The organism is Methylobacillus pratensis (assembly GCF_054072455.1).
In genome coordinates, this window is record NZ_JBSUSR010000001.1 from 538818 (window position 1) to 564227 (window position 25410).

General features: G+C 51.1%; 11 protein-coding genes and 1 tRNA gene. 8 read left to right on the forward strand and 4 right to left on the reverse strand.

Annotation, left to right across the window (positions count from 1 at the left end; genetic code table 11):
• Positions 1 to 3 precede the first annotated feature (3 nt).
• Both ACW4YW_RS02465 and yegD read right to left on the reverse strand, forming a co-directional pair.
• The gene (locus tag ACW4YW_RS02465; protein ID WP_457136100.1) at positions 4 to 4383 is read right to left on the reverse strand and encodes a response regulator; all 4380 of its coding nucleotides are present in this window, start codon (positions 4381 to 4383) and stop codon (positions 4 to 6) included.
• A 269-nt stretch (positions 4384 to 4652) separates the two neighbouring features.
• Entirely contained in the window at positions 4653 to 5909 is a 1257-nt protein-coding gene (yegD, locus tag ACW4YW_RS02470; protein ID WP_457136101.1) for a molecular chaperone, read from the reverse strand.
• A 226-nt stretch (positions 5910 to 6135) separates the two neighbouring features.
• Here yegD and ACW4YW_RS02475 point away from each other — a divergent pair, with 226 nt between their 5' ends.
• The 3 genes from ACW4YW_RS02475 to ACW4YW_RS02485 all read left to right on the forward strand — a co-directional run bounded on the left by ACW4YW_RS02475 (position 6136) and on the right by ACW4YW_RS02485 (position 9098).
• Positions 6136 to 7008, forward strand: coding sequence for a DMT family transporter (locus ACW4YW_RS02475; protein WP_457136102.1), 873 nt, complete (start codon positions 6136 to 6138; stop codon positions 7006 to 7008).
• A gap of 89 nt (positions 7009 to 7097) precedes the next feature.
• Positions 7098 to 7188 (forward strand) — tRNA-Ser (locus ACW4YW_RS02480).
• 104 nt (positions 7189 to 7292) lie between these two features.
• Positions 7293 to 9098 carry a DUF6538 domain-containing protein gene (locus ACW4YW_RS02485; RefSeq protein ID WP_457136103.1) on the forward strand — a complete coding sequence of 602 codons (1806 nt, stop codon included), beginning with the start codon at positions 7293 to 7295 and terminating at the stop codon, positions 9096 to 9098.
• Between the two features lie 206 nt (positions 9099 to 9304).
• On the opposite strand, the gene hhe is transcribed toward ACW4YW_RS02485, so the two are convergent.
• The gene (gene hhe / locus ACW4YW_RS02490) at positions 9305 to 14794 is read right to left on the reverse strand and encodes a DUF4011 domain-containing anti-phage protein Hhe (protein ID WP_457136104.1); all 5490 of its coding nucleotides are present in this window, start codon (positions 14792 to 14794) and stop codon (positions 9305 to 9307) included.
• 1846 nt (positions 14795 to 16640) lie between these two features.
• Here hhe and ACW4YW_RS02495 point away from each other — a divergent pair.
• Entirely contained in the window at positions 16641 to 17384 is a 744-nt protein-coding gene (locus tag ACW4YW_RS02495) for a hypothetical protein (RefSeq protein ID WP_457136105.1), read from the forward strand.
• Positions 17385 to 17425: 41 nt separating this feature from the next.
• On the opposite strand, the gene ACW4YW_RS02500 is transcribed toward ACW4YW_RS02495, so the two are convergent.
• Positions 17426 to 21946 (reverse strand): hypothetical protein, encoded by a 4521-nt coding sequence (locus tag ACW4YW_RS02500; RefSeq protein WP_457136106.1) that lies wholly within the window; start codon positions 21944 to 21946, stop codon positions 17426 to 17428.
• Positions 21947 to 22221: 275 nt separating this feature from the next.
• On the opposite strand from ACW4YW_RS02500, the gene ACW4YW_RS02505 reads away from it, so the two are divergent.
• The 4 genes from ACW4YW_RS02505 (at position 22222) to mltF (ending at position 25224) form a co-directional block, all read left to right on the forward strand.
• Positions 22222 to 22416, forward strand: coding sequence for a type II toxin-antitoxin system RelE/ParE family toxin (locus ACW4YW_RS02505; RefSeq protein WP_457136494.1), 195 nt, complete (start codon positions 22222 to 22224; stop codon positions 22414 to 22416).
• A gap of 3 nt (positions 22417 to 22419) precedes the next feature.
• Positions 22420 to 22725 (forward strand): addiction module antidote protein, encoded by a 306-nt coding sequence (locus ACW4YW_RS02510; protein ID WP_457136107.1) that lies wholly within the window; start codon positions 22420 to 22422, stop codon positions 22723 to 22725.
• A 387-nt stretch (positions 22726 to 23112) separates the two neighbouring features.
• Complete coding sequence (locus tag ACW4YW_RS02515; RefSeq protein WP_457136108.1) at positions 23113 to 23643, forward strand: FxDxF family PEP-CTERM protein; 531 nt, start codon at positions 23113 to 23115, stop codon at positions 23641 to 23643.
• Positions 23644 to 23805: 162 nt separating this feature from the next.
• Complete coding sequence (gene mltF, locus ACW4YW_RS02520; protein ID WP_457136109.1) at positions 23806 to 25224, forward strand: membrane-bound lytic murein transglycosylase MltF; 1419 nt, start codon at positions 23806 to 23808, stop codon at positions 25222 to 25224.
• Positions 25225 to 25410: the final 186 nt, after the last annotated feature.

Sequence of the window (25410 nt, forward strand, 5' to 3'; positions counted from 1 at the left end):
TCCTTAGGATAGGTTCTGATGCGAGGCTGTTGCCAATAACGGCTTCACCAGCAACAACGCCGCATCGAATTGGTAGAACCCTACAAGCTCCACCAGCTTGTCATATTGTTGCGCCTCCAGGACCGATCGCAGCACCTGGGACTGGTCGGCGAGAAAATCCTGCACGCTGGCGTCCCTCGCCTTGAGGTGTTGGATCAACCGCAGCAGCAATGCCTGGCCCTCTTGTTGCGTGACTTGAACAGGTGATGCGCCAGCCTCAGCCCCCCGCTGGTCCAATACCCGTGCGACGGCAGAAAGCGCACCGGCCAGGGCAGATTCAAGCTGCGCCAGGGCCGGCCCGGCGTCGGCATTTTCCACCAAGGTCTGCTCAAGCCCGGCCGCCGCGTCAGACAACACCTGCGCTCCCAGGTTGGCCGCCACACCCTTGAGCGTATGGGCGAGCCTGACGGCGTCAGGCCGACGGTCCTCCTGCAAGGCGCTTCTTATTTGCTCAGGCACGCCCTGCTGGCTCTGGGCGAATTGCCGCAACAGCCTGTGATACAGCTCCTGGTTTCCCGCGACGCGGCGCAACGCTTCTGGGACATTGAACCCTTCGATTTCCAATTCTGCATATCCTCCTATGGCTTGTGCTGCATCTCCTGGGGCGGCCTCTTGGCCGGCATGAATACAGGCAAGGGCCTGGTACAGCATATCCGGATTGATGGGCTTGGTGATGTGGGCCCCCATGCCGAGCTCGATGCAGCGCTGGCGCTCCTCGACGGTGGCATGTGCGGTCATCGCCAGCACCGGCAAGTGATCGAAGGCGGGATTGGCGCGGATATGGCGTGTCGCCTCATAGCCGTCCATTACCGGCATCTGCAAATCCATCAATACCGCATCGTAATGCGCACCTTGCTCGTTCAGCTTGTCCAGCGCCGCCTGCCCGTGCTCGGCAATCTGCACTGCCGCCCCTACGGCCTGCAACAGTTCGGTGGCGATCTGCTGGTTGATTTCATTGTCCTCGACCACCAGCAGCCGCATGCCGCTGAGATCGTAATTCGGGCTCTGTGACACATACGACCAGTTTTCCACGGATGCGCTGTACATGCCCACCAAAGTATCAATCAGGGTGGACTGGCTGACCGGCTTGACCAGGAAGCCCTCTAGCTTCAGGTCATCGCACTCCTTGCGGATTTCCTCGCGCCCGTACGCCGTGACCATGATGATGGCGGGTATTTTGCTCAGGCTGGCGTCATGCTTGATCAGGCGCGCCGCCTCGAGGCCGCTCAGTCCCGGCATCTTCCAGTCCATCAATACCAGATCCACCGGCAATACATGCTGCATGTCGCGCACCGTCGCCACCGCCTCCATGCCGGAATTGGCATGGCTGATCTTGCATGGCAGGAAGCCGAGCTGGCTGGCGAGAATGCTGCGCGCGGTGAGGTTGTCATCCACCACCAGCACGTGCAGGTCGTTGAGTTCATTGGTCAGGGTATAGGGCCGGGCCGGATGGCCATTGCCGAACCACGCGGTAAACGTGAATGTGGACCCCTGCCCGGGCACGCTGGTCACCCAGATATCCCCTTGCATCATGCCAACCAGGCGCTTGCAGATGGTCAGCCCCAGCCCGGTGCCGCCGTATTTGCGCGTGGTGGAGCCGTCGGCCTGCATGAACGGCTGGAACAGGCGCGAACAGGTTTCATCGTCCATGCCGATGCCGGAATCGATCACGAGGAACTGCAGCTTGACCTGCTGGTCGTTGGAATCCAGCAATTGGCAGCGGATGATGACTTCGCCATCATGGGTGAACTTAATGGCGTTGCTGACCAGGTTGAGCAATATCTGGCCCAGCCTCAAGGGGTCGCCGACCAGATTGCCAGGCACATCGTCGGCGACGTCGAACAGAAGCTCGAGCCCTGCATCGGTGGCGGTATACGCCAAGGTATTGGTCACGCTGCTTAACACCTGGTCGAGCGAGAATTCCACTTGCTCGAGATCCATCCGCCCGGACTCGATCTTGCTGAAATCCAGGATGTCGTTGATGACGGACAACAGGGAAATGCCCGCGCTGTGAATCTTGGTCACGTAATCGCGCTGCTTGGCGTCAAGCTCGGTTTTCAACGCCAGGTGGGCAAGCCCGATCACGGCATTCATCGGCGTACGGATTTCATGGCTCATATTGGCCAGGAACATGGACTTGGCGAGCGTCGCCTCTTCCGCCATATCCCGTGCCAGGTGCAATTGCTCTTCGGCCGCGCGCTTTTCCGTGACATCTTCAAACTGCCAGACACTTTGATGCTCGGGATCGTCAATGTCCACCGCGTGCCCGAAGATGCGGCACCAGAACTTGCTTCCGTCCTTGCGGGTAAACTGGTGTTCGCCGGTATAAGTCTCGCCTCGGCGCAATACCTCATAGCCCTTGCCTACCGCGGCGAAGTCCTCGTCGTTGCTGAACCATTCGCGGGTGGAGTGGCCCAGCAGTTCGCCGCTCTGGTATCCCAGCATGGTTTCGAACTTGCGGTTGCATTGCACCACGCGGCGATTCTTCAGCTCGATGATGCCCAGGGGGGCGGAGTCAAACAAGGCCTTCTGTTGGTCGATCGCCACGCTCAGCGCCTGCTGCGCCTCGCGCTGGGCGGTGATATCGACGATGGACCCCACCATCCCGCCAACAGAGCCGTCCGGCAGCTTGAACCCGCTCACCCAGTACAGCACTTGGTGCATCTTGCCATCGGCAAACCGCAGGGACAGCGCCTTATGCACGGTGGCGCCGGTGGCTATCACATGCTCGTCCTCCTCCTGGTAGGCCATGCGGTCCTCGTATGGCAAGTACTCCATCTCCAGCACGGTCTTGCCGATCATGCGGTCGCGGGACACGCCGAATTCATGCTCATAGGCACGGTTGCAGCCCAGGAAACGGCTGTCGCTGCCCTTGAAGAACAACGGGCTGGGAATATTATCGATCAACTGTTGCAGGAAGAGGCTTTGCGACCTGACCTCTTGCTCGATTCGCTTGCGCTCCGTCACGTCTTCGACGAAACCGTTGTATACCAACTCTCCCAGCATCGTATGCCGCGGAACGGCACGCGCGCGCAGCCAACGCGTATTGTGGCCCACTTGCAGCCGGAACTCGCCGTCCCATACCTGCTTGTTGTCCTTGGCCTGGCGCAAGGTAGCCAACAGCTCCTGCCTTTGCTCCGGCACCACGTGTAGGAACGCATTCTGCCAATCCGCCAGTATCCTTTCCTCCGTCACATCCAGCAGTTGGCACGCGCTGGCATTGACGAAAGAGAAACGGGCAGGGGTGCCGTTGCCCGCATGCATCTGGAAAACCCCCACGGGCAGGTTGCCGGTGAGGCTATCCAACTGCTCCTCGGACAATTTGACCGCGCGCTGCTCCCCCAGCATGCGATAAAGCAAGCCGGCAAGCAGCATGGAAACCAACATGCCGAGCACGACGATCGCCAGTATCTTCCCGGCATACTGATAAGACAGGCCGGCATGGGGATGCACCACCAATGTGCCGGAAAAATCGGCAATGCTGAAAGGCAGGCTGACATCCCATACTCCCGGCTCATAAGGCTGCTGCGCATCAAACTCCCGTAAACCGCTGTCGGGGGCCACCACCTGCAATATCGGAAGCCGCATTCCTGCCTGGTCGAGCAGGATGACGTCCAGATCGAGTTTTGCCGCCTGCTGCTCCAAGCTATGCAGCAGTTGCTGGATGGACAAGCGCCCGGCAACGTAACCGGCAAGATGCCGTATATCCCGCTGGCCGTCGGCAAATACCGGCACCATGACCATGAATTGATTCGCGTCCATGATGGACATCACCACGCTATGCTTATTGGCAATGCCCTGCTCGAGCGCCTTGAAATCCTGCGTGCTGGCCAATGTATCCAATCCCAGCAAGGAGGGATTGGCCGTTTCCTCGAAAGCCATTTCGCTGTAGAAGATAGGGAAATACTCGTCACGCGGACGGGCTGGAACGAACGCGCCACTGCCGGCATCCGGCTCCAGCAACCGGAATCCTGACAATCCGTCGCGGGCCGCATCCTCGACCAGGCCCAATACTTCATCAGCCTTGACCCTTGGCCGCCACTGCAGCTCTTTCAGCAGGTAACTATGATGGATCGCGTTAACCGCAAACTCGCTGAACTCGGCGCGGCTGACGGATTGGCTCGCGTTGAACAGCCATCCTGTGGCTTGTACAAAATCCACGGCATGCTGTATCTCGGTCTGGATGGCATGGTGCAGCTCCTGGCCGGCCGCCCTCACCAACTCGAACTGGCGTGACTGCAGGCTGCTGTTATAGAACTGGGCGCGGGCGATGATCGCCGTCACGACCATGCCGAGTATGAACACCCCCAACGCCAACGGCCAGCCATGCTTTTTCTTTCCCATAGGCACTTTCGTCAAGTGTAATTGTTATTAAGCGCGCGAGATGCAGCCTGGCTGCCTATATCCCGTTACTTCTTCGACAATGCTTCTATTGGTACTTAAACGCTACGTGAATGGACATCCCCGATATCCGTTTCCGACAGGATAGGCTGAGAATAAGAATACGGCCGTATCGTGACGAAAAACCAGCATTCAAGCGCACTTCCGCCACAATGCTCAACCGCTGTCACATGGCAATACTTTATATGATTCAACGGAGTGACATCAAGGACTTAAGAAAAATGCCGGCTGGCGAATACGCTCAGGCCGCACGCGACGCTGCCATGCATATTGCCCGAAACGAACGGCACAGCATCGCCCACTACTTCCCGGATCACCTGCTGGATGACGGGAGAAACGGCGGAGCCGCCAGTCAGGTAAATCTTGTCGAGCCTGGATGCGCTCGCCTGGCGTGCCTCATCGATCACCTGCCGGATTTTCTCGGTGGAACGTGCAATGGCTTCGCGGAAATCCTCACGGGTGACGAGAACCTCCAGGCCTTCCTCGACATATTCCAACCCGAGTGTATGGCGTTCAGTGGTCGACAACTCGATCTTTGCCAGTTCGGCGCTGCGCACCAGATGGCTGCTGAGCTTGTCCAGCCATACCTTGTAGAGCCTTTCGCGCGCAGTGTCCGCCTTGGCATGCACGGGCATCTCGAAGCGGGAATAAAATGCCTGCTGGCTGGGAATGCTGTTCACGGCAATCGCGTCGAATGCCTTGTTGTGCAGCTCGTCCGTCCCGCGTCCGAACAATGGCATGATGCTGTGCCAGCCGAGGTTGACGTCAAGGTCCACCCCGCCGATGCGGTTGCCGGAATATGCCAGCAGGTCGTCGCTGCGCTCGGGCTTGCCGCGATATGACGGACCGACCTTGACCACCGAGCAATCCGTGGTGCCCCCGCCCACGTCCACCACCAGCAACACTTCGTCCCGGTCGAGGCCCTGCTCGTAATCCAGCGCCGCGGCCAAGGGCTCATACATGAAGACGATCTCCTCCAACCCGGCCTCGGCAGCGGCATGCTCCATGATCGCCAACGCCTGCTTGTCGCCCTGCTCGCCGCGGATACCGTGATAGCGGATCGGCCTGCCGATGACGGCTTGGCGCAGCTCATGCCCGTAAAAGGCCCTGGCTTGCTCCAGGATATGCGTCATCATCTTGGCAATGACGACCTCGAAAAAATCCATCTGATCCTTGTTGAGATCGCTCCCCAAAAACACCTTGGGCGACTTCATGAACAAGCCGTCGCCTGGATGGCGGATATAGGCATCAATCGCCTCCGAACCGTACAACAAGCCCTGCGCGTTGCCCAATTGTTGGCGTATGCTGCGCGACTCCACATCCTCGTTGAGCTCATGTTCCGGGAATGCCCGGTAGATCGCCGAAGGCAGGTAAACGCTGTCCTGCTCCAGCTTGGCCTGCACTACCTTGCCATCCTTCACTATACCCAGCGACGAATTGGAAGTCCCGTAATCTATTCCACAATGCATGATCACTACCCATGAGCGCCCAAAGGGCTGTTCGAAAAGTACGGCATTATACGCGTCCGCTTAACAAGCCCACGGCAGGGACTCACAGTATTGAATATTGGATGAGAATCAGGCACTCCCCACACCCACATGATTGAAGCAGCTAATCATTGTCTTGTTAATGTCCGTGATACACTGCGCGGCTACATCATCGATGCTACCTCTGCACTCTTTCACGCTTGCCGACATGAGCCCAACCTTCAAGCCACAGCTGTTGCAAGGCATTCTCTGCATGTGCGGCGCCATATTCCTATTCGCAGGCAGCGACGCGCTATCCAAATACCTGGCCGGCTTCTATGCGGTCGTCATGATCATCTGGATACGCTACGTCATCCACAGCGGCCTCATGCTGGCCGTCCTGTACCCCCGCTCCGGATTCGCCATCTTCAAGACCCGCAATCCGGGCCTGCAATTGCTGCGCGGCCTGTGCATGGTAGGCACGAATATGTGCTTCATTTCCGCCTTGCGCTACATTCCGTTGGCCGAAGGCACGGCGATCATCTACCTGACCCCGTTGATCGTCACCATGCTGTCAGGCCCGCTACTGGGCGAGCGAGTCGGCCCGCTGCAATGGTTTGCCGTATCGCTTGGTTTCATAGGCGTGCTCGTGATCTTGCGGCCTGGCGGCGCATTGTTCACGCCCGTCAGCCTGCTTGCCGTAGGCGCGGCATTCACCTTCAGCCTGTACCAGCTCATCACGCGCAAGCTCAACGCCACGGACAGCTCCGCCACGACCAACTTGCTGAGCGGCCTGGTAGGCAGCGCCGCCCTCACCTTCATTGCGCCTTTCTTCTGGCAGACCCCTAGCGCCTACCATGCCATGCTGCTACTTGCCCTGGGAGCTTCAGCGCTGCTGAGCCACCTGCTGATGACCGAGGCGTACCATCATGCCAACCCCGCGACGCTGGCTCCCTTCACCTATGGGCAATTGATATTCGCCGGACTGATCGGCTACCTGTTCTTTGGCCATGTACCGGACCTTTACAGCTTTATCGGCATCGCCATCATCTGCACCAGCGGCATACTGGTGCTATCGCAGAAATCCAGGACGGCAGCCTAACAGGATTAAGTAGAGACTTCTTTTCTCCAACAGGCTTGTAGACGATGAGTTTTACTTAGAAATGTCCGTAAGCTATAATCCGCGCTCCCGGAGAGGTGGCAGAGCTGGTTGAATGTACCTGACTCGAAATCAGGCATACGTGAAAGCGTATCGAGGGTTCGAATCCCTCCCTCTCCGCCACATCAGGCTTCCAGCCTTGATACTGCTGCAAAGCAGGCCCTGAGCGGGTTTGTACCCCACGGTTGCTATACATAGGTGTTATACATTGATCCTATGGAGCTGCCATGCACACCGGTACTTATCTTCGCTTACGCGGACATATCTTTTATTTCCATCGTCGTATTCCTCAGGATGTCGTTCCTCACTATGGGAACGGTCAAGCCACCCTCGTTTCATTTAGTCTGCATACCTCTATCCAGCGGGTTGCGATGCGCAAGGCGCGTGAGCATGCCGTGCGTCTGGATCAGGAGTTTCAAGCCATCCGTCTGGGATTGTTGACCCAGGCGCGTATGGGTTCACGCAGCGATGCGCAGGCTATCGCCAGTGCTTCCGTGAGTGCACCCAGGAGTGAGTTTGTGCCTCAGCCATTAACACTGACCCCAGCCTCGATGCAGGAGCTGTGTGATCGCTGGAAAGCCAGTGTACTCATGAGCGATGAGTACAACCGCATTACCGGGTTCCGGGATATTGATTCAGAAGAGGTATCTGCCGGCATTCTGGATACCTTGCCCATGTTCAGGCAAGCCATCAGCACAGGACGGCATGAGGTGATCGAACCGGCCTTGCAGTCCTGGCTCTGGATGAATGGCTATGCAGTGGATGCGCAAGATGCTGCCTATCTACAGTTACGCTGGCAATTCCTGCAAACAGCGTATCAAGCCCAGCAATTGATTTGGCAACGCCAGCAAGGCGAGCTAGTCGATATCGCCCAGCACCTGCCCACCTCCCAGCGTGCTGCGTGCAAGATCAGGGAGGTCGAGATCAATGTAGTGCCAGTATCGCGTGCTGGATCAGACACTAGCGTGTCTGCCGCATACACGCCAGGCGCTGTCCCTGGGTCACCTGTCCCTGTTCCTGAAGGTGTGGCTGCTGCTGTCTTGAGTCTGGATGGAATGTATCAGCAATGGTTGAATCAATCCAAGGACAGGGCCAAGTCCACCCTGGATTACATGCCCACCCTGATTGCCGATATGGAGGCATTCTTTAGCAAGGAGAGTATTGCCGATGTGCGCCTCATACGCCGAGGCAAGATGATGGCGTTCACGGATCACCTGCTTGCCAAACAACAGCATTACCGTACCGTGGAGAAGAAGATGGCATTGATCTGCGCCATGTTCCAGGTGGCGGTGGACAGGGAACAACTCGTCACCAATCCTGCCTCCCGCATCAAGGTCGCCAAACCCAAGGTGGTCACGCCTGCGCGTGAGCCACTCAACCAGGAGGACTTGCAGCGTATCTTTAATGCGGGCATCTATCATGGTGATATCCCCAAGGCAGGTGCCGGTCAGGCCGCCCCCTGGTTACCGGCGTTGGCGCTGTATACCGGTGCGCGACTGGAAGAACTGGCCCAGCTCAGTGTGCATGATCTCAAACACGATCCTCAGCATGGCTACTACCTCAACATTACCGATGTCAGCAATGTCGAGGATGAACACCGCAAGCAACTCAAGACCGAGAGTTCCAGACGAAGGATTCCGTTACATCCTGACTTGATCCAGGCAGGATTGATTGACTACTGGACCCAATGCAAGGAACAGGGCCACCGCCAGCTGTTCCCGCACCTCGTCACCGACATCAAGGGCAAACGCTCAGGCAACTGGAGCAAATGGTGGAGCCGTTATCTCCGTCATGACATCGGCATTACCGCCAGCTCCAAGGTGTTTCACAGCTTCCGGTATACCTTCAAGGATGCCTGCCGGGAAGCAGGCATTGGCGAAGAGATTCATGATGCGCTGACCGGACACTCAGGTGGGGGTGTCGGACGGCATTATGGCAGTGGGCAGTATCCATTGGGACCGCTGGTGAAGGCGGTGAGGAGTTTGGCGTTTAGGGTGGCTTTGGCAAGGCTGGCTGGCTGGCTGGCTGGGTAGCAGTCTGTCATACCGTCCATGCATTGGCAACAGATTCGGCTTGATTGAGGACTAGCTCAATTGCTGATGAGGGGGCACCATTTCAGCTCCAACAAAAAAAGCCATCCGGTAACAGGATGGCTTTTTTGCGTCATGCGTCAATACATGCAAGTGGTCTGGCCTATACCAAATTTGCACCGACGAGTTGAATGTAGCGGTAACCCCAGCTAGGCATAATCTGCAATTATTGAAAGCACATCATCTAAAAACTTTGCTTCATAAGTAGCAGTCCCAGATCTTAGATAACCTGGAATCATTTCCTGAAACTCAGCTTTTGAAGTCGGTTTTAGCTCCAATAACAAATCAAGCATTTCATCCCTCAGGAGTCTTTGGCGAAGATCGGTCTTAGGAAACTCTTCACGTATTACCATTTTGTCAAAAGCCAAAAGCATCGCCCGGACATCAACGTCCCCTTTATCGCTAGAGATTTCCAAGATGGACTGAGGCAAGTTTAATTCCTCATCATTGAGAACCTCTACCGCGCCAATAGGCTCCTCGGCATTTTGAGATGTAGACTCCGGGTAAGTTCTCAGCGACTCTAGCTCGTGTAAGATCGGCTGAATTTGCGCTTGCGGATGTTTGAACCAATCAGTAGACCAAATGCGCCGAATTTTCCAGCCTAAATCTTCAAGAATCTTCTGACGTAAATAATCCCGATCTCTAGCAGATTTCGCTGAATGGTACGTCGCGCCATCACATTCAATACCCATTAAGAACCGACCTGGTTTACCAGGATCTCTAACGGCAAGATCCAAGAAAAATCCCGCCACTCCCAATTGAGGTTCACATTCATACCCATGCTGTTTGAGTAACTGCATGACTGCGATTTCAAAATCGCTATCTGCTGGTTTACCTGTTATATTTGTTGAGTGGAGATGACCTGTTTCCGTATATTCAAGAAATGCCTTGAGAGATGTCACACCTCTACTACTACCGGGGCCAGGAGTAATGTCCGCAGAAGTCATAGAGGTGAATATATGCATGCGCTTTTTGGACCTCGTAAAAAGCACATTGAGTCGGCGCCAGCCAACATCAGCATTGATAGGGCCAAACCGTTGCATAGGCTTCCCACCAACCTGCTCAGGACCATATGTTATAGAGATATAAATTACATCCCGCTCGTCGCCCTGAACGTTTTCAAGATTTTTAATGAAGAGCGGTTCTTCGGATTGCAAGTTGGTTTCATAAGCATGTTTTAATTGAGGATTATCTTTAACCTGTTGCTCAAGCTGCTTCTCGATTTCTTCTCGCTGCTGGATGTTCATCGCAACAATCCCTAGAGACTCATGTGATCGCTCCAATAAATGATTGATCGCAGCTCTAACGATTTCCTGAGCCTCCTCAACATTTCGGCGATTTACAAATCGGCCCCTAGTTATATGATGAAGCTTTACGCCAAACTCATTTGAGGCTTGGAAAGGAGAAGGGAATAAAACCAGATCTGAATCGTAGAAATTCTTATTGGAGAACGCTATGAGTGATTCATGTTTTGAGCGGTAATGCCAACGCAGCCTGCGAGTATTGAACATTGGCATCACTGACTCAAGGATGCTTTCCGAATCTTGTACGCTTACATTATCGTCATCATCACTGTCACCATCTCCGTCAACCGCTTTCTGGAAAAAACTAGTGGGTGGTAATTGTTTTGGATCACCAACGACAACGAGTTTCCTGCCACGAGCAATTGCGCCAAGTGCATCTTCGGGTTTGATCTGCGAGGCTTCATCCATCACTACCAAGTCAAAATCAAATATTCCAGGCTCTAAGTATTGAGCAACTGACATCGGACTCATCATGAAACAAGGTTTGAGCGTTTGAATTGCCTTACCGGCCCTCTTCATAAGTGCACGTACTGCGATGTGTCTAGTCTTTTTTCCAACCTCTTTATTTATTAACGCCACCTCAGTAAAGTCGCCTACGCGACCAATACCTATCCCAGCCGGCGGACGCACCCTAGATGCTTTATAAGCAACTTTCTTACGGTGAAGGTTAAGTAACCTAAAATCGTACTCTTTGAAGCGTTCCCGAATTGCATTTTGCTCCAACCCAGTGAATTGAGCTAAGTCTGGATGCTTGGAAAAAATCTCTTGAGCTAATTGAAAGCTAATACAAAGTTCAACAACTTTATGTAAGTTCTCTGGAGGAATTTCGCTTGATTCCAATTCAGAAACCAAGTTTTGTAATCCCTGTTGGAAAAGGCGGTGTTTTAGCTGTACATAATCGAGCCAAGTTTGCAACCAAGGTCGATTAGTCAATGCCTGAGAGTTTCTATCAACGAGGCTCGACAATGATTCATCTGAAACACCTTTTAACCAAGCTGGAATATTGACCGCTCCCAACTTGGAAAAGTTAGCTTTTAATTCTTCTGTAGACTGCCTTACAAATCGAAGATCACGTACCCCTTCGATCATTTTTTTATAAGTAAACTCATCCGGTGATTGCTCAAAAATTATCGATAACAATTGATTCGCATGAATTGTTTCTGCAATCCTTAAGGAATTCTTGATGACATCAATATTCAATTGTGAGAACTCACCTGGCCAAATAGATAACTTCTTGCCAAAAGGCTGCAGGCTGTCGGCATATGCATTACCAGTCCAGCCTGTCGCAGCACTTATAAACTCATTATGCTGTTCAGACAAAGGCTCTAAATCAGCAATTGTTTTGGATCCATCTTTGAAGATAGCTACTAACGTATTAGTTACGATTTCCAAATCCGTGTTGAGTCGGGAAAGCTGCCCCTCTTGACCCACAAGGTTATGGTTACGATGGTGACTCAGTTCATGGTTAGAGTATTTCTTTATAAGTGACTCTAATCCAACGATACTTTGCTCAATCCGACCCTTGAACCCTTTGTCAGCAAGTTCCACCAGAGCCAGAGCAAAATCGGTATTTAATGCTCTAACTTCACCACCAACTTTTACCCGTTCACCAAACCCGCTGCCATATACGCTTCGAATATTTTTGTACCACTGGCGCAAATCTTTGATGGTTGTTAAGTCGGTATCAACACCCTGGTAATAACGCCCCAAAGCAGGCTTTAGTGCATGCAGCCGATCTAGCTGCTCATGTGTTGTCGCATATTTGACAATTAATGGTAGCTGTTCAAGAAGGAATAATTTGTTTGGACGAACGGTGCGCGATAACGAGAAAAGCGATTTTCGAGCTTCTCGATATTGTGATGATAGCCACTTGAAGATGCCAGCACCCTCAATAACAGATTGAAGATTTTTAAGATGCTCTGCCGATGGCAATCGGCTTAAATCGATTTGTTCCTCAAGGCTTCCTTTCAAAGGATATAGCACAGCAAGTGCTTCCTCGGTTGGTGCTAACAGTTCATCAATCTCATCGTCATCGAGTAACTCATCGCGCACTTTCCATAGATTTCTAGGTAAAGCGGCAACGCAGCTTATGAATAGCGGCAACTCTTTCAAAGAGTTATATGTATTACCAAAGATTGGTAGCAATCCGGAGGGGGAATGTTCACGAATTAAGGTTAAATCATTTTCGATCTGATTATTGATATCTAAAAGCCGCGTGGTTTCTTGATGATCATCAAATACCGCAGATATTTGCGTGCTGCCATCTAGTCCTATTGATTTTAGCTTCGCTACAACATCAATTATGGATTTTGTAGTGGCTGCATCTAGAATTTTCTGATCATGGATTATCGATTGAAATTCGCCAATTTGAGTATGTAATGTTTCATAGTCCGATACCCACCGCGTAATTTTTTGATGTTCACTTGATAGATAATCAGTGATCCCCAATAGCTCCCCACCCATAAGAGTAGGTAACGCTTCGAGTTTCTCTATCAGCAAATCGATGTCCGATAAGCTGGGGGCATCTATATTGTCATTGAGATATTGCTTAAGATAGTTACGCCACTCTGAAAGCAAACGCTCCAATTCATTGTTCCAGCTTTTTAGTGCCTGCCAGAAATCATTTATGCCCTGTGCATCAAAATTAATACGCTCCACACCATGCCAGAAATGATCTTTGATGCTTCCTGTAGATGATTGCTTAGATACTTGGATATATATATTCTCAAGCATCTTGGAATAATCGATCAGCTCACTTTGCCTGATACTAGTCGCCGTTTCACCGTTAATACCCTCTATCAACAATCTCTCTGGTTTGATATTTAACTCTTCGCGTAACCGAGTTGCTTTTTGAAGTATTTGGTGAATCGACTGACCAGTATTTCCCCATATTGAATTTACTTTTGCTACGTAGGAATTTAATTTTTCTTTATGGTCTTCATAGCGTGCAATATCCGCATCGATATTATTTGGAGAAATATATTGATCTTGTTTAGCCAAACGAGTGGCGAGATCACCTAATATTTTCAGCTTATTTGTCTTATGACTATGTAGTTCTAGACAAAAGTCACCTAGATGAGCCTTGTCTAATCTGGATTTTACTACATTCAGAGCCGCCATTTTTTCCGCGACGAACAGAACTTTCTGACCATTTGCGATACAAGCTGCTATGAGATTTGTAATTGTTTGAGATTTACCTGATCCCGGCGGGCCTTCTATCACAAGACTCTTCCCATTAATAACATCGATAACGGCGCTATGCTGTGAGCTATCTGCATCGTAAATTAGTGGATATTGCTCGTGAATATCGTCGATTTCATCAATCTTATGTTCGGCTTGGTAAGAAAACCCTTCCCCGGAGTTTTCCTCTGCTTGAGAGGCGAAGAAAAGCTTAATTAATGGATGGTCTTGAATATTTGCATGGGCTGGCCAATTCTTAGGATCCAAATCCTGGTACATCGCCTGTTTTGAAAAGTTAAGCTGTACCAGAGTGGCTTGCCTGCGAATTCGCCATTTTGGCTGATGTTCCAGTATGGTGTTTTTGATGATGTTGAAATATGATTCAGGTAAAGTCTCGTCATCGATAACTGGGAGAATCAGCCCGAAATCATTACTTAGCTTTTCACGTAATGTAATGTTTGAAATTAGTCCTTCGTCTTTGATGGTAATTGTGTATCTATAAGCACCTAGCTTACGATCCAGATCACTTCTCTCCAGATGGACCGGAATTGTGAAAAGTGGGGCTAGTCTTGGCTGTTCAGACTCCCTGGATTCATACCACTCAAGAAAGCCCAAAGCCAAATAGAGTATATTGGCACCGCTTTCCTCAATTGCGCTTTCAGCACTTGCTCTAATACTCCTTAACCGAGCCTCTAACTCTGGAGCATAAAGCAGTGTTTGTATGTTTGCATCTTGATGTCTACCATCATCCGAATTTAGCACCTCGGGCAAATCATAGGATGTATTTATCCCTTTGTGTCTTGCCCATTGCTCTGCCGATGGATAATTAACTATTTTCTGTTGAGTTTTAGCCTCTATTTTGATGAAGCCTGCCTTTATCAGCTCTGCCTCAGTTGGCTCTGGAACGGGAATAAAAGTCAGCTTCTTGCTGTCTTGCAATACTTCATAGATCTGATCGGGTAGCTCATCAATGACTCTGACACACCCAGCTTTAGGATGTCGATAATTAAGTAGGCTGTTCCTGGCAGTTAAGTCCAGTAGTCTTTTTCGGATTGACTCAAGAGAGTCCAACTTGAAATTAGAAGCAACAGTATCTTGAGTGGATGCATTGGATTCCAATAACTCTTGCTTGATAGTTTCACCATTTTGATCCATAGATTCCCCTAACTCCTAATTATCTGGACAAAGACTTGTCAAAATTTCGCAAGTGCCAGATTTGAAATTTTTTAACTTTATTATGAGCGCTTAAAGAAGCTAACATTACCGTAATGTAGTATTTTACCGGCGAATGCCTATCCTGCACTAGGTGAGTTTATGTTGATATCATTAGATAATATCAACACGTTCGCTCTCTTGGCTCTAGTATCAAGGTAACCTTCCCATTTTTATTGCTAGCCAGAAGTAGGACGGCTATGCGGCCATGGCCAGCCGCTGTGTCGGGGTATATCCGCCCAGAGTCATATTCGAGCATTCATGATTGTGAGACCACATCCATTCGGTAGCCACACTTTGTACGTGTTCCAGATCGTCTCAGTGGTCGCTTGTACGCACAAAAGTCTGACGGCAGCTTGCAGCTCATCAAGTAATCCTCGGCCTATCTCTAACACTGGATAGGCACATGCCAAGATACCCGGGCAGAGAGAGAACTGCCCGGGCTGAGAACCACCCCTCGTGGTGGCGAAGTGATAGATGCCTATTACTACTACCTTTCACAACCTCCCGGTTGTACCTCCTTGAGTGTCCGTCTCGCCAAAGACATCACTCGTTTACATCATCATTGCCGCCAGGCAAACGATTCAAATCACGCTGTCATCTTTCCCGTATCTTGCGATTGTCCTGTGGACTTCGGTTAAATCACCCAGGCAGGACTTCCGTCATCTGACGTCTCGGTACTCAATTCCGCTCCCCCTGTTGCAAGCACGTTTTATGCACACGATCTTGCGACCATGCGCTTCGGTGCGCCGGATACATCGACTGGAGCCACCCAGCCTCCGTCAACAGGTTCCCGTGTTAGCCAGTTGCTACTACGTCGTCATACGCCATCGTCTCATCTAGTCAGTGTGCGGGTGACCCGCTTTCATTGCAGATTTCAGCTGGGAGAGATTCCAAAGTCCCTAACTTAACACCTGACCGATATCCAACTTTAACCACCGTGGGACTGTTGCCCAGGCAATGGCTTACCACGACTCCACATCGCACCTCCACACCTTCGTTACCGAAGATACCGGTGCTTTGACCGCTTAAGCTATTCGCCGACCTGCAGAGCTTGCGCCCCACAGTGCCATGCATCCAAGACTTCTCCCGATGCACTTATATCATCACTGACATACTGACGCCTTCGGCTGTGGCAATGGTTGTACCGTTTCCAGCACCCCCATGGCAGGACTGGTGACCTGCTTTCACTTCTGGCAGGGTGATCTCAGTTACCTGAGGACCCGTGTCCACGTCGCCCAATCTCGACCTAAGTCGATTGGGTCGAATCGGGGGTGGATAGCCCCCGAAGCGCCCGTTGCAGCCGGACGAGCTCGATTAAGAGCATCCGGCTACGGCGTGGAACAACACGGTATGGCATACCGCATTGCTTGAACCTTGATCATGTCGGGGACGCGTTGGCGCACATCCCCGACCAGTGTGACTGGCGGAGGAGGTGGCGCAATGGATTCCCGATGCAATCAGTGCTCATTGCTTAGTTCCTACGCTTGTATAGATACCATGTCGGCGGAAATCGGCTGGCGAGGTGATTTTTTTGCTGTGGAAGTATCGATGGGGAAGTAGTGATCGGGACGTTCGCAATGTGTCCGATGGCTGTCCACGGTGGACAGCCCTCGGGAGTTGGGTGTCTGTTGTATGGAATCTCTAGTAGTATGCTTCGCATGCTTTAACAGCACATATAAACATCAATCAGTTAGCCACTGATTGATGCCAGGTCATTGTGACGGTATCTGTTCTATTTCCATGCGGTGGCTATACGGTATATCCAGTTGCTATTCAGGAGCCGTCAATGCCATACCATGCACCACTTGCTATCCCTTATGCCCGCATTCCAGTGAACAAAGCCCAAACCATGCGTTATCTGATGGAGATGGTGCAGAGAGGATATCGCTACTGGATCAGTGGCGTGATCCCGATCGAGAAAGCAGTAGTCTTGGCAAGGAAGTTCAAGGAACGCTATCAGTGTGACGTCAGTGATAGCACCCGTTGGCGCAACAAGAAACAAGGCCTGGCCAATACCGTGCTGATCATGTACTCGCAAGTACCAGGACAGGATCAACCGGTCACGCATGTGCTGTGGTGGCTGTTGATTACACCGGGGACGGGCAGTGTCTTCGAGGAGGAATACACCGCCATTCAGGATGCACATGACAAGCATGGACGCTTACGTTGGCAACAGCAATTTGTATTGGTACACCGACAACGCCCCAGGGCATATGGCGGACAGTGGCATCTCACCTGGGAAATGCAGAAGCCGTACTACACACACTTGCATGAACGCATCACGGGACTGGCCTCAGGACGGATCCCTAAAAACCGCATTCATGCGACCCGCGCGGAACAGCTGGAAGCTGAGATTGCCGATATGCTACGCATGCCGGGCTTCAATGGCGTGAGGTTGCAGGAGATGAGCATCCTCAAGGAAGCGAGAAAGCTGTGGCATCAACAGTTCAGGGAGGCACCGATGAATTGGCCGGAGCAATCCCTTATGTGGATAAGGGGCAGAAGGTGTTTTGAGTTGTTGAGGGGGTGAGTTACATAAAATTGCTCTACCCCTCCGAGGTAGTGAGAGGATTACCGAGGAAGCTCTAATTCAATAATTTCCTTAGCACATACGATCTTCCGCTCTGGAGTAAGCGTATAAACAAATGAGTGAACGCGACGACCAACGAAATCGCCATCTCCCTCACCATATGCTCCTTTTTCCCCAGCAATTACCCAAACAGGAGTCAAATTCTCTTTATCAAGAAAATCGAGAAAAACTTGCTTATCGACGAGAGCGGCGCTCGGCCCACCTTCGCTGATAGATGGATCTTTGAATAATATTTTGCCAGAACTAGAAGTGAAGCCTAACGAGCGTCCATTAGTTAGCCCAACTCCAAGCTCCCGAATTATCCAAGGAGCTGGCAAATAAATCCGGACATGGTCGTCTAGCGATTTGTCTCGCCCAGTGGACTCAGCCTCGTAATGAGCGACAGTCGGGAGCACCTTTAGGCGGTAGCCGTAGTAGTTATCAAGTGAAGTCCAGTCACTGTCCATCGAACAGGCAGGATGCCACGGATACTCTCCAACAAAAGCATGATTTAAATCTGCTGCGTCCGGGAAAGCGTTCGAATCGATCAAGGCGTGCTTTCCCAATGCATTAACTAGACGATTTTGATGTTCCTTCTTGGTCACTACACACCATATTCGACACCACGAATCCGTGTGTGGTCCGGCACCATATGGTGTATCGTGATTCCGGAAGCTCCTAAGAACGAGCCATTGCCTTTGCGATTCTGGGTCGATGACATCGAGCAGCAACGGACTATTTAGCTGATCTTGATCATTATTCAACCATAAGCGTTGTTCGTCTTTGGAGAGATGTTTCAGTCGTACAGCAATCGGAGACCACCATACAGCGGGATGCTGTTTCCATCCATCATCCATTGTTTTGCTGATAAGCAGCGAAGGATCTAAATCCCTGTCCCACGTCTGCCAGGGTCCCACGTAGGACTGATTATCGTCGCTGTATGAGCTGCGAAAGATCAGATTATCTGCCATCCGTGCGAGAAGCTCATACAACGCTAACCACTGGTATTTCTTTCCAATGCGCTCTATATGCTTGTTTGACCGACCGCGACCGCTTCCAACGTGGCGATCAAATTTTCCATGCAGTTCCTTACTCCAACCTATATCGTGGGCTCGTTTCGTAACCCAGCGCTGAGCAAGCTTTTCGTCAAAGGGAGCGGGACGCTCAAACCGCCCCCCAAACATCAAACTGAAAAAATAGCCTCTCGCCTGTGTTCGATAGGAATACCTATCTTCAGATGACAAGGTGGAGAGAAAGGCCTCCTCCATTTCTTTGAAAACTTTTTCGGTTTCCTTCCTTTTTTCCCAAGCTTTGTCATCAACGCTTGTGATTTCGATTTGCACAGACTCAGCTATGGATGGAGACTTTCGATTTAAGGATCCCTCATCCCGACGTTTGGTCGCCAGGTCGACACTAAAGCACAATAGCTGGTTAAGTGCTTTCGCAGCCTCGGGTGTTCGCCTTTGTACAATCTCTTCACAGAAAAGCAACCAGCTTTCGCTAGGAGATTTGGCCTTTGTCTCTTTAAGCGGGGTAGCCGTCCAATGGTGGACCGCAGGTGCAATTACATACTTCGCAAAATCTCCCGTCCATTCGCTTCCCGCAGATGACGTAATTTCATCTCGAAAGATATGCCCATTATGGTCATCCGTATATTTTGCCAGATCATTTTTGGATACATACTCAATGGGCCAACTGCTCACGTATGGAGGCCGCGCGAAAGCAATTTTTTCCTCAGGCAGCACGCCTTTATATGCGCCATACTCGCAAATACCTCTCGCGTAGTCGCGTAGAAGTAGATGCAGGCTTGGACGCCGATGCGCAAACTGCCACTCAAATACAGTAGCTACTAATTGATCTAACCCTGTCAGATCCAACGCCTGTAATGTTGCGCCGTAGCAAGCGCCAAGTACTCGCTCATGAATGTACAGATCATCTACTTGGCGGAATTTCTCAATTAATGACTGTGCTAATTGAAGACGCCTCGAAAGAAGGCTCGATAAAGCCTTTGTCGCGCGATCTCGTATTGTTCGATTGGATGTTGCAAGTAGCCACGCAAGAAAAATTGACGCTAACTCGGCACGCTCTGGCTCAATAGGCTCAAAGCCTGCATCCAAGGCCCACGAAATCACATTATCTAGAGGAGAGCCTTCGCTCATGCTCATCTCGGCAATATCAATGGACCACTGAGCATCGCGCTCAGGCATGGTGAGTTGAGCCAGTCTCTCATGCAGGTACTTCGCATTGAACGAGTTATCCGGTTCGCTCGTGATGGATACCAGTGCATCCATCCAATGATCCTCGTATGAGTCGGAATAACCAATAATTAGCTCACGGGTTCTCGTCGTGAAATGACTTTGCTTCCGCAGGAGGAGGCTATTTAAGAACGCGTTCCGAATCGTCCAATCGTCGGTACTAGCCAAGTCAGGAAGCTCTAAGTCAACTTTTTCAGGTAGCAATATCGCAAGCGCTTCAAGGATGCCAGCATAGAGATATAAATCGTCTCGTTTAAGGAGTTCCCCCAAAGGTGAGGTTTCGTCAAATAACGAAAGCGCGTAACCGCCGGATTGCTGACAGTCAAGTAGATTAAGTGCGATCTGGAAATCGCCAAATCGCTCAAACGTAAATCGAACCTGCTCGTCATACGAACCACTCTGGTTCGGCATCACCTCAACTGTTAGAACACCTTCATGCTCCAACTCCGTAAGGAGACTACGATCACTTTGCCCCATCGAGGGAAGAATAGAGTCAAAGCATTGAATTACGTCAGCCACGGAAAGAAAATCTGGCCATTTGTTGATTAGCTGCCCGACAAAAGCGTTAAGTGCCCGCTCGACAATGCGTTGACGCGAATCAAGCTTCATGCGCCGCTCTACCTGCTGGGTGAGAGAGCGGATGTAAAACTCATAGTACTGAGTAACCCCGTGAAGCCCTTGCGGAAAAGCTTGCATTCCTTCTCGTTCAAGAGTATCGCAACATGTCTTTAAGAACAGTGAGTTATTGAACTCTGGCAGTAGATGCGGAACACTTGGGCGAACAATCTTTCGAATGGCTAAGTAGGCTCTCGCGGCTTGCCCACCGCCATCGGCAAAGCCATGATGTTCGATGTGTGCAAGATGGTTCCTGAGGTACGAACTTTCCGATAACAGCGATTCAAGATAGGTCGTGCGGCAAGAGACGACTAACGCTAGATGGTGAAATTTGGATATTTCGCTAATGAGGCCAGCCAAGTGCTCTTGCCACAATTCAATGCCATGTCTCTCATTCAAAGCATCAATCATCAAAAGCGCCCTACAACCTCTTGCTTGACCGGCCGCATCCAAGGCACCAAGAAATGAGGTGAACCCGACGTCGTTCAGATCAAGCAATTGCAAAATCTGAGAGCGAGGATTGCTCAGGAAGAACTGGCTATTTATCAGTAGTATGGCTGGCCTACCCGCGTTCAATGTATCGCTTGCGACATCAGCCAACAGGTGAGATTTCCCGACACCTGCATCGCCATATAGCAAAACGGCCTGCTTATTAGCCAACTGCCAGGGAGTATCAGAAAATTCTTCATTGATTTCGTCGACCAAGCTTCGTAATTCAGAGAGTTGCCTCAGCGCGAAAGTAACCCGATCCTTAGCTTTTTCTTCTTTTGGGAGTTCCCAGCACTGTTCAGCGAGTAGCCACAACTGTTTTGAAAATTCCTTCAAAGCGGTTTGCCAGCAATCTAGTGGATAACTGTCTGAGGGCGAGTAGTCCCCAGCTAATTCGCTGACCACTACATCTCCATATCGGCTCGCCTGTTTGCAAGCCACTGGCTCCAATCCGGCATGAAGAAGAGTGGACTCAAGTGATCGGATTTGTTTGCGAAGCTTCGCAATCCAGATATCTCTAGCCTCGTCGAGTTTTCCGTCGCGCGCGATACCACTGAGTGCTTTCCGAATCGGGAGCGTCACATGAAATGCAGGGGAGTAACGCGCTCCGAGAATGTCACACGAACTTTTAAAGTGAGTTTGGAACCAGCCAGGAGTCAGATGATGTTCGTCGAAAAAGAACAACATTCGACCAGCGTAATTTGGGTCGTTTCGGTAGAGTCGCTCCCGCAAATCGGTTGCTTGCAAAAGTTGAATGTCTATCGTCCGTCCGCTTAATTCCGCTAGTCTGGCATCACGCCAGTCGCTCCATCGCTGCCCCTCTGTTTTCCCCCGGCCAACACGGCCATCCTTTAGATCAATGGGTAAGCAAACAAAATAGAAAGAAAGCTGAGGGTGCTTAACAATTGCCTGATTAAAGGATTCGGTTAATTGGGTCAGTTGCGAATTTCCGAACTCATCAAAAAACTTAGCCTGCCAGCCTGCTTCGGATCCATCGGCATATCGGATATAGCATTCAACTCCGGCATCCGCTCCCGGCCCTTTTCTTATGAATTTTGCATTGGAAGGTCGCGGGTCGAGCGCAGCAAGTTGGCAACAAAGCTCTTCGAATGCAAAGTGCTGGCTGCCATTGATTGCTCGGATTTTTAAAAGATTACTTGACATTATACCAATAATGGAAATTGTTAAATTAATTACTTTTTTTGTAAAAATATGATCATAGCCGATACCACATGCTCAGTCGGCCTTCTAGGTCAGCTTTTCTCATTAGCGTGGCACTTTTGATAAAGCATTTCGACCGGCAATATTGACTAAGTGTAATCAAATGATTACACTTTCTTTATGTACACGATCAAGCCACTTCCTGAATTCAGCACCTGGCTGGATGGTATCAAAGACAGCATGACACGTCTGCGCTTGGCTCGCAGACTTGAAAAAGCATCGCGAGGCAATCTGGGCGATGTCAAACCTGTGAGGGAGTCTGGGAAATGCGAGAGTTCTTTGGTCCCGGCTGGCGTATGTACTATATTCAGCACGGCGAAGTATTGATCATCATGTTGGGTGGTGGAAGTAAATCTACCCAGTCCAATGACATCGCCAAGGCTATCCAGTTGGCAGGTCTTCTTGAGGATTAAATCATGACCAAGACAATCAAAATCTCTGAATTACCCGAATTCGATATGGCAGAGCATCTGCCTGATGAACAAGCCATTGCCGAGTATCTGACCATTGTGCTCGAAGAGGGAGATTCAGCCGAGTTGATGCATGCGCTCGGGACAGTCGCGCGCGCTCGCGGCATGACGGAAATCGCCAAGACTTCTGGCCTGACGCGTGAAGCCTTGTATCGTGCGCTGCGTGCTGACGCGCAACCGCGCTTCGATACGATTACGCGAGTGTGCAAAGCACTGGGCGTCAAGCTAATCGCTCAACCCATGCATTCCTAATGTATGAAATGCTGACAACAGCAGTGGTTTGAATTACCATATCAGCAGGTCACAAGCCGTTATACATAAATGACTATTGGCTATGTATGGCACTGTTTTAGGGTGTTGATTTTACTGTGTTTTTTAACGGAAAATCGCTTCCCTCCCTCTCCGCCATCCGCTACCCTATCTCTGCAATACTAGTCCAATCCCTGTATTACGTTGGATTCTTCGTCTCTAGTCCGATCAGACTATTTAGTCCATTCTCCCTATTGAGCGCCATCGCGAGATCAGTGAATATCCGTTCCACAGGCTGACAATAAATTCAATAGAAGCTTGACCTTAGTTGTCCATACTTAAATTTTTTAGGAGTTTATAATGTAGCTACTACATTCAAGAAAAGTGCTGTTGCAACTGGCCTTCGGCCTGGCATCACTGGCTGCAACCAGCGCGTTCGCTGCTCCAACATTTGTCATCACTGACGGTGAAGCCTATTTTGGCAACAACTTCGCTGCTTCTGGTACTTATACTGACGTTTTCACATTTACACTTGCTGAACCTACCGATATTACAGGTTCCGCTAGTTCCACTTACCTGACTGTTGGCTCAATTGTTTTCTCAGGTTTTGACATTACCAGTGCTGTTCTTTCTGGTGGATCCAGTGTTGAAACATCCTTGGTTTACAATTTTGTTGGCGGATCCAGCACTACTAACACATGGACATTCTCTGCCAGCAATCTTTCCGCAGGCACTTATACGCTGACAATCAGTGGTATTGCCGGTATTGCCTCCACTCCGGATGCCAAGGCATCCTACGGCGGCAACCTGACGTTCACCGCTGCGGTTCCTGAGCCATCCACCTATGGCATGCTGGCATTGGGCCTTGGTTTGGTTGGTTTTGCTGCTCGCAGCCGCAAGAGCGCAAGCAAGTTCGCTTAATCAGCAATCCAGTTTTCAAGGCTGCGGTTTCCGCAGCCTTTTTTGTTTGTAGCGTATTAACTCGTTGTTAAATAAAAGCAATGCAAGTATTTTCATTTGCGGACAAGAACTAAAAGATGCTCAGACTGGACAAAGACAGCAATCTTTAGGAAACTTGACCGGATGCGTTCACTGGTTATCTTTTTATTAGCGCTCTTGCTCATGGGCTGTAAGGAAGCGCCTAAACCGCTGGCAGACCCGCGCACCACCAAGGAAATCATTGTGGTCACCCACAATGGGCCAAGTACGTACTACTACAGCGGCAACAACCAATATGCCGGGCTCGAGCACGACTTGGTGCGCAACTTCGTACGTGAGCTCGGTCCTGAGTACAGTGTCAAATTCCTCGTCGTCAATAATATCTCGCAGGTGATTCCCGCGCTGCTCAAGCACAAAGCGCATTTTGCGGCTGCGGACCTCAGCATTACCCATACGCGTGAGCATTTGGTGAGGTTTACCCTGCCCTACCAGAAAGTGCAGCAGCAAATTGTCTTTAACAGCGAGCTGACAAAAGCGCCAAAAAATATCAAGGAACTGCTGGGCAGGCAGATTACCGTCTCATCTGGCACCAGCTACTCGGAACGCCTGCAACGCTTGAAGGAGCATGAGCCGCAGCTTAGCTGGACGGAGACCCCCAATGCGAATTCCGACGAGCTGATGGCCCAGGTTGCCGAAGGCGAGCTGGATTTCACCGTGGCAGACGGGCACTTGATTGCACTGGTACAGAACTATTATCCCAACCTTGGTGCAAGCCTGACACTGGGAAAGCCCGAGCAAGTGGCCTGGGCCTTTCCGAAAACCGGCGACAAATGGCTGTATGAAAAGGCCAACGCGTTTTTTACGCGCATCAGCCAGGACGGCACGCTGCGCAACCTAATCGACCGCTACTATGGTCATGCCGACCGCCTGAAGCCGGTTGACGTCACCACCTTCATGCAGCGTTCAGAAACCTTGCTGCCTCAATACAGGCGCTTGTTCCATGAAGCCCAGGAGCTGACTGGCCTGGATTGGCGACTGGTGGCCGCAATTGCATACCAGGAGTCGCACTGGGACAGGTTCAACACATCGCCCACCAATGTGCGGGGCATGATGATGCTGACGGAGGAGACCGCCGACAGGCTGGGCGTCACCGACCGTCTGGATGCGCGCCAGAGCATCATTGCCGGGGCACGGTATGTGCTTATGCTCAAGGACTTGATCCCGGACAGCGTACATGAACCGGACCGGACCTGGATGGCGCTTGCGGCCTACAACATCGGTTATGCCCACCTGCAGGATGCTCGTATCCTGGCAAAGCGGTTGAAGCTCAACCCTGACCGGTGGGTGGACGTGAAAAAGGCCTTGCCGTTGCTGAGCAAGGAAGAGCATTTTTCAACGCTCAAATACGGTTTTGCGCGCGGTGGCGCGCCTGTCGTGTTTGTGGAATCCGTACGCACCTACCACAAGATACTGGCGCGGCGCGAACCCCGGCATACGCCCATCTTCCCGAGCTTCGAGGTAGCAAGCCTGAACGGCTTCGGCAATACGCTTAGCCAGGAATAAACAGCGGAATCAGGCTTTATCCTGCCCTTGACCCTGCCGGGATCGTTATAGAATAGGACTAAGAGCCGCTAACAAAACTCGGCAAAGCGATTCTGGCTAGGCTCCGCCGCATGAGAGTACAGACGCCAGAAGGGTTTTGTTAGCGGCTCCCAGTCAGTCCCATACAATAACAACATGACGCCCTCT

Excerpts from the sequence above, each read along its gene's own strand:
- ACW4YW_RS02485 (WP_457136103.1), top strand. The coding sequence starts at position 7,293 with ATGCACACCGGTACTTATCTTCGCTTACGCGGACATATCTTTTATTTC.
- yegD (WP_457136101.1), bottom strand. The coding sequence starts at position 5,909 with ATGCATTGTGGAATAGATTACGGGACTTCCAATTCGTCGCTGGGTATA.
- ACW4YW_RS02465 (WP_457136100.1), bottom strand. The coding sequence starts at position 4,383 with ATGGGAAAGAAAAAGCATGGCTGGCCGTTGGCGTTGGGGGTGTTCATA.
- hhe (WP_457136104.1), bottom strand. The coding sequence starts at position 14,794 with ATGGATCAAAATGGTGAAACTATCAAGCAAGAGTTATTGGAATCCAAT.
- ACW4YW_RS02510 (WP_457136107.1), top strand. The coding sequence starts at position 22,420 with ATGACCAAGACAATCAAAATCTCTGAATTACCCGAATTCGATATGGCA.
- ACW4YW_RS02475 (WP_457136102.1), top strand. The coding sequence starts at position 6,136 with ATGAGCCCAACCTTCAAGCCACAGCTGTTGCAAGGCATTCTCTGCATG.
- mltF (WP_457136109.1), top strand. The coding sequence starts at position 23,806 with ATGCGTTCACTGGTTATCTTTTTATTAGCGCTCTTGCTCATGGGCTGT.
- ACW4YW_RS02495 (WP_457136105.1), top strand. The coding sequence starts at position 16,641 with ATGCCATACCATGCACCACTTGCTATCCCTTATGCCCGCATTCCAGTG.
- ACW4YW_RS02500 (WP_457136106.1), bottom strand. The coding sequence starts at position 21,946 with ATGTCAAGTAATCTTTTAAAAATCCGAGCAATCAATGGCAGCCAGCAC.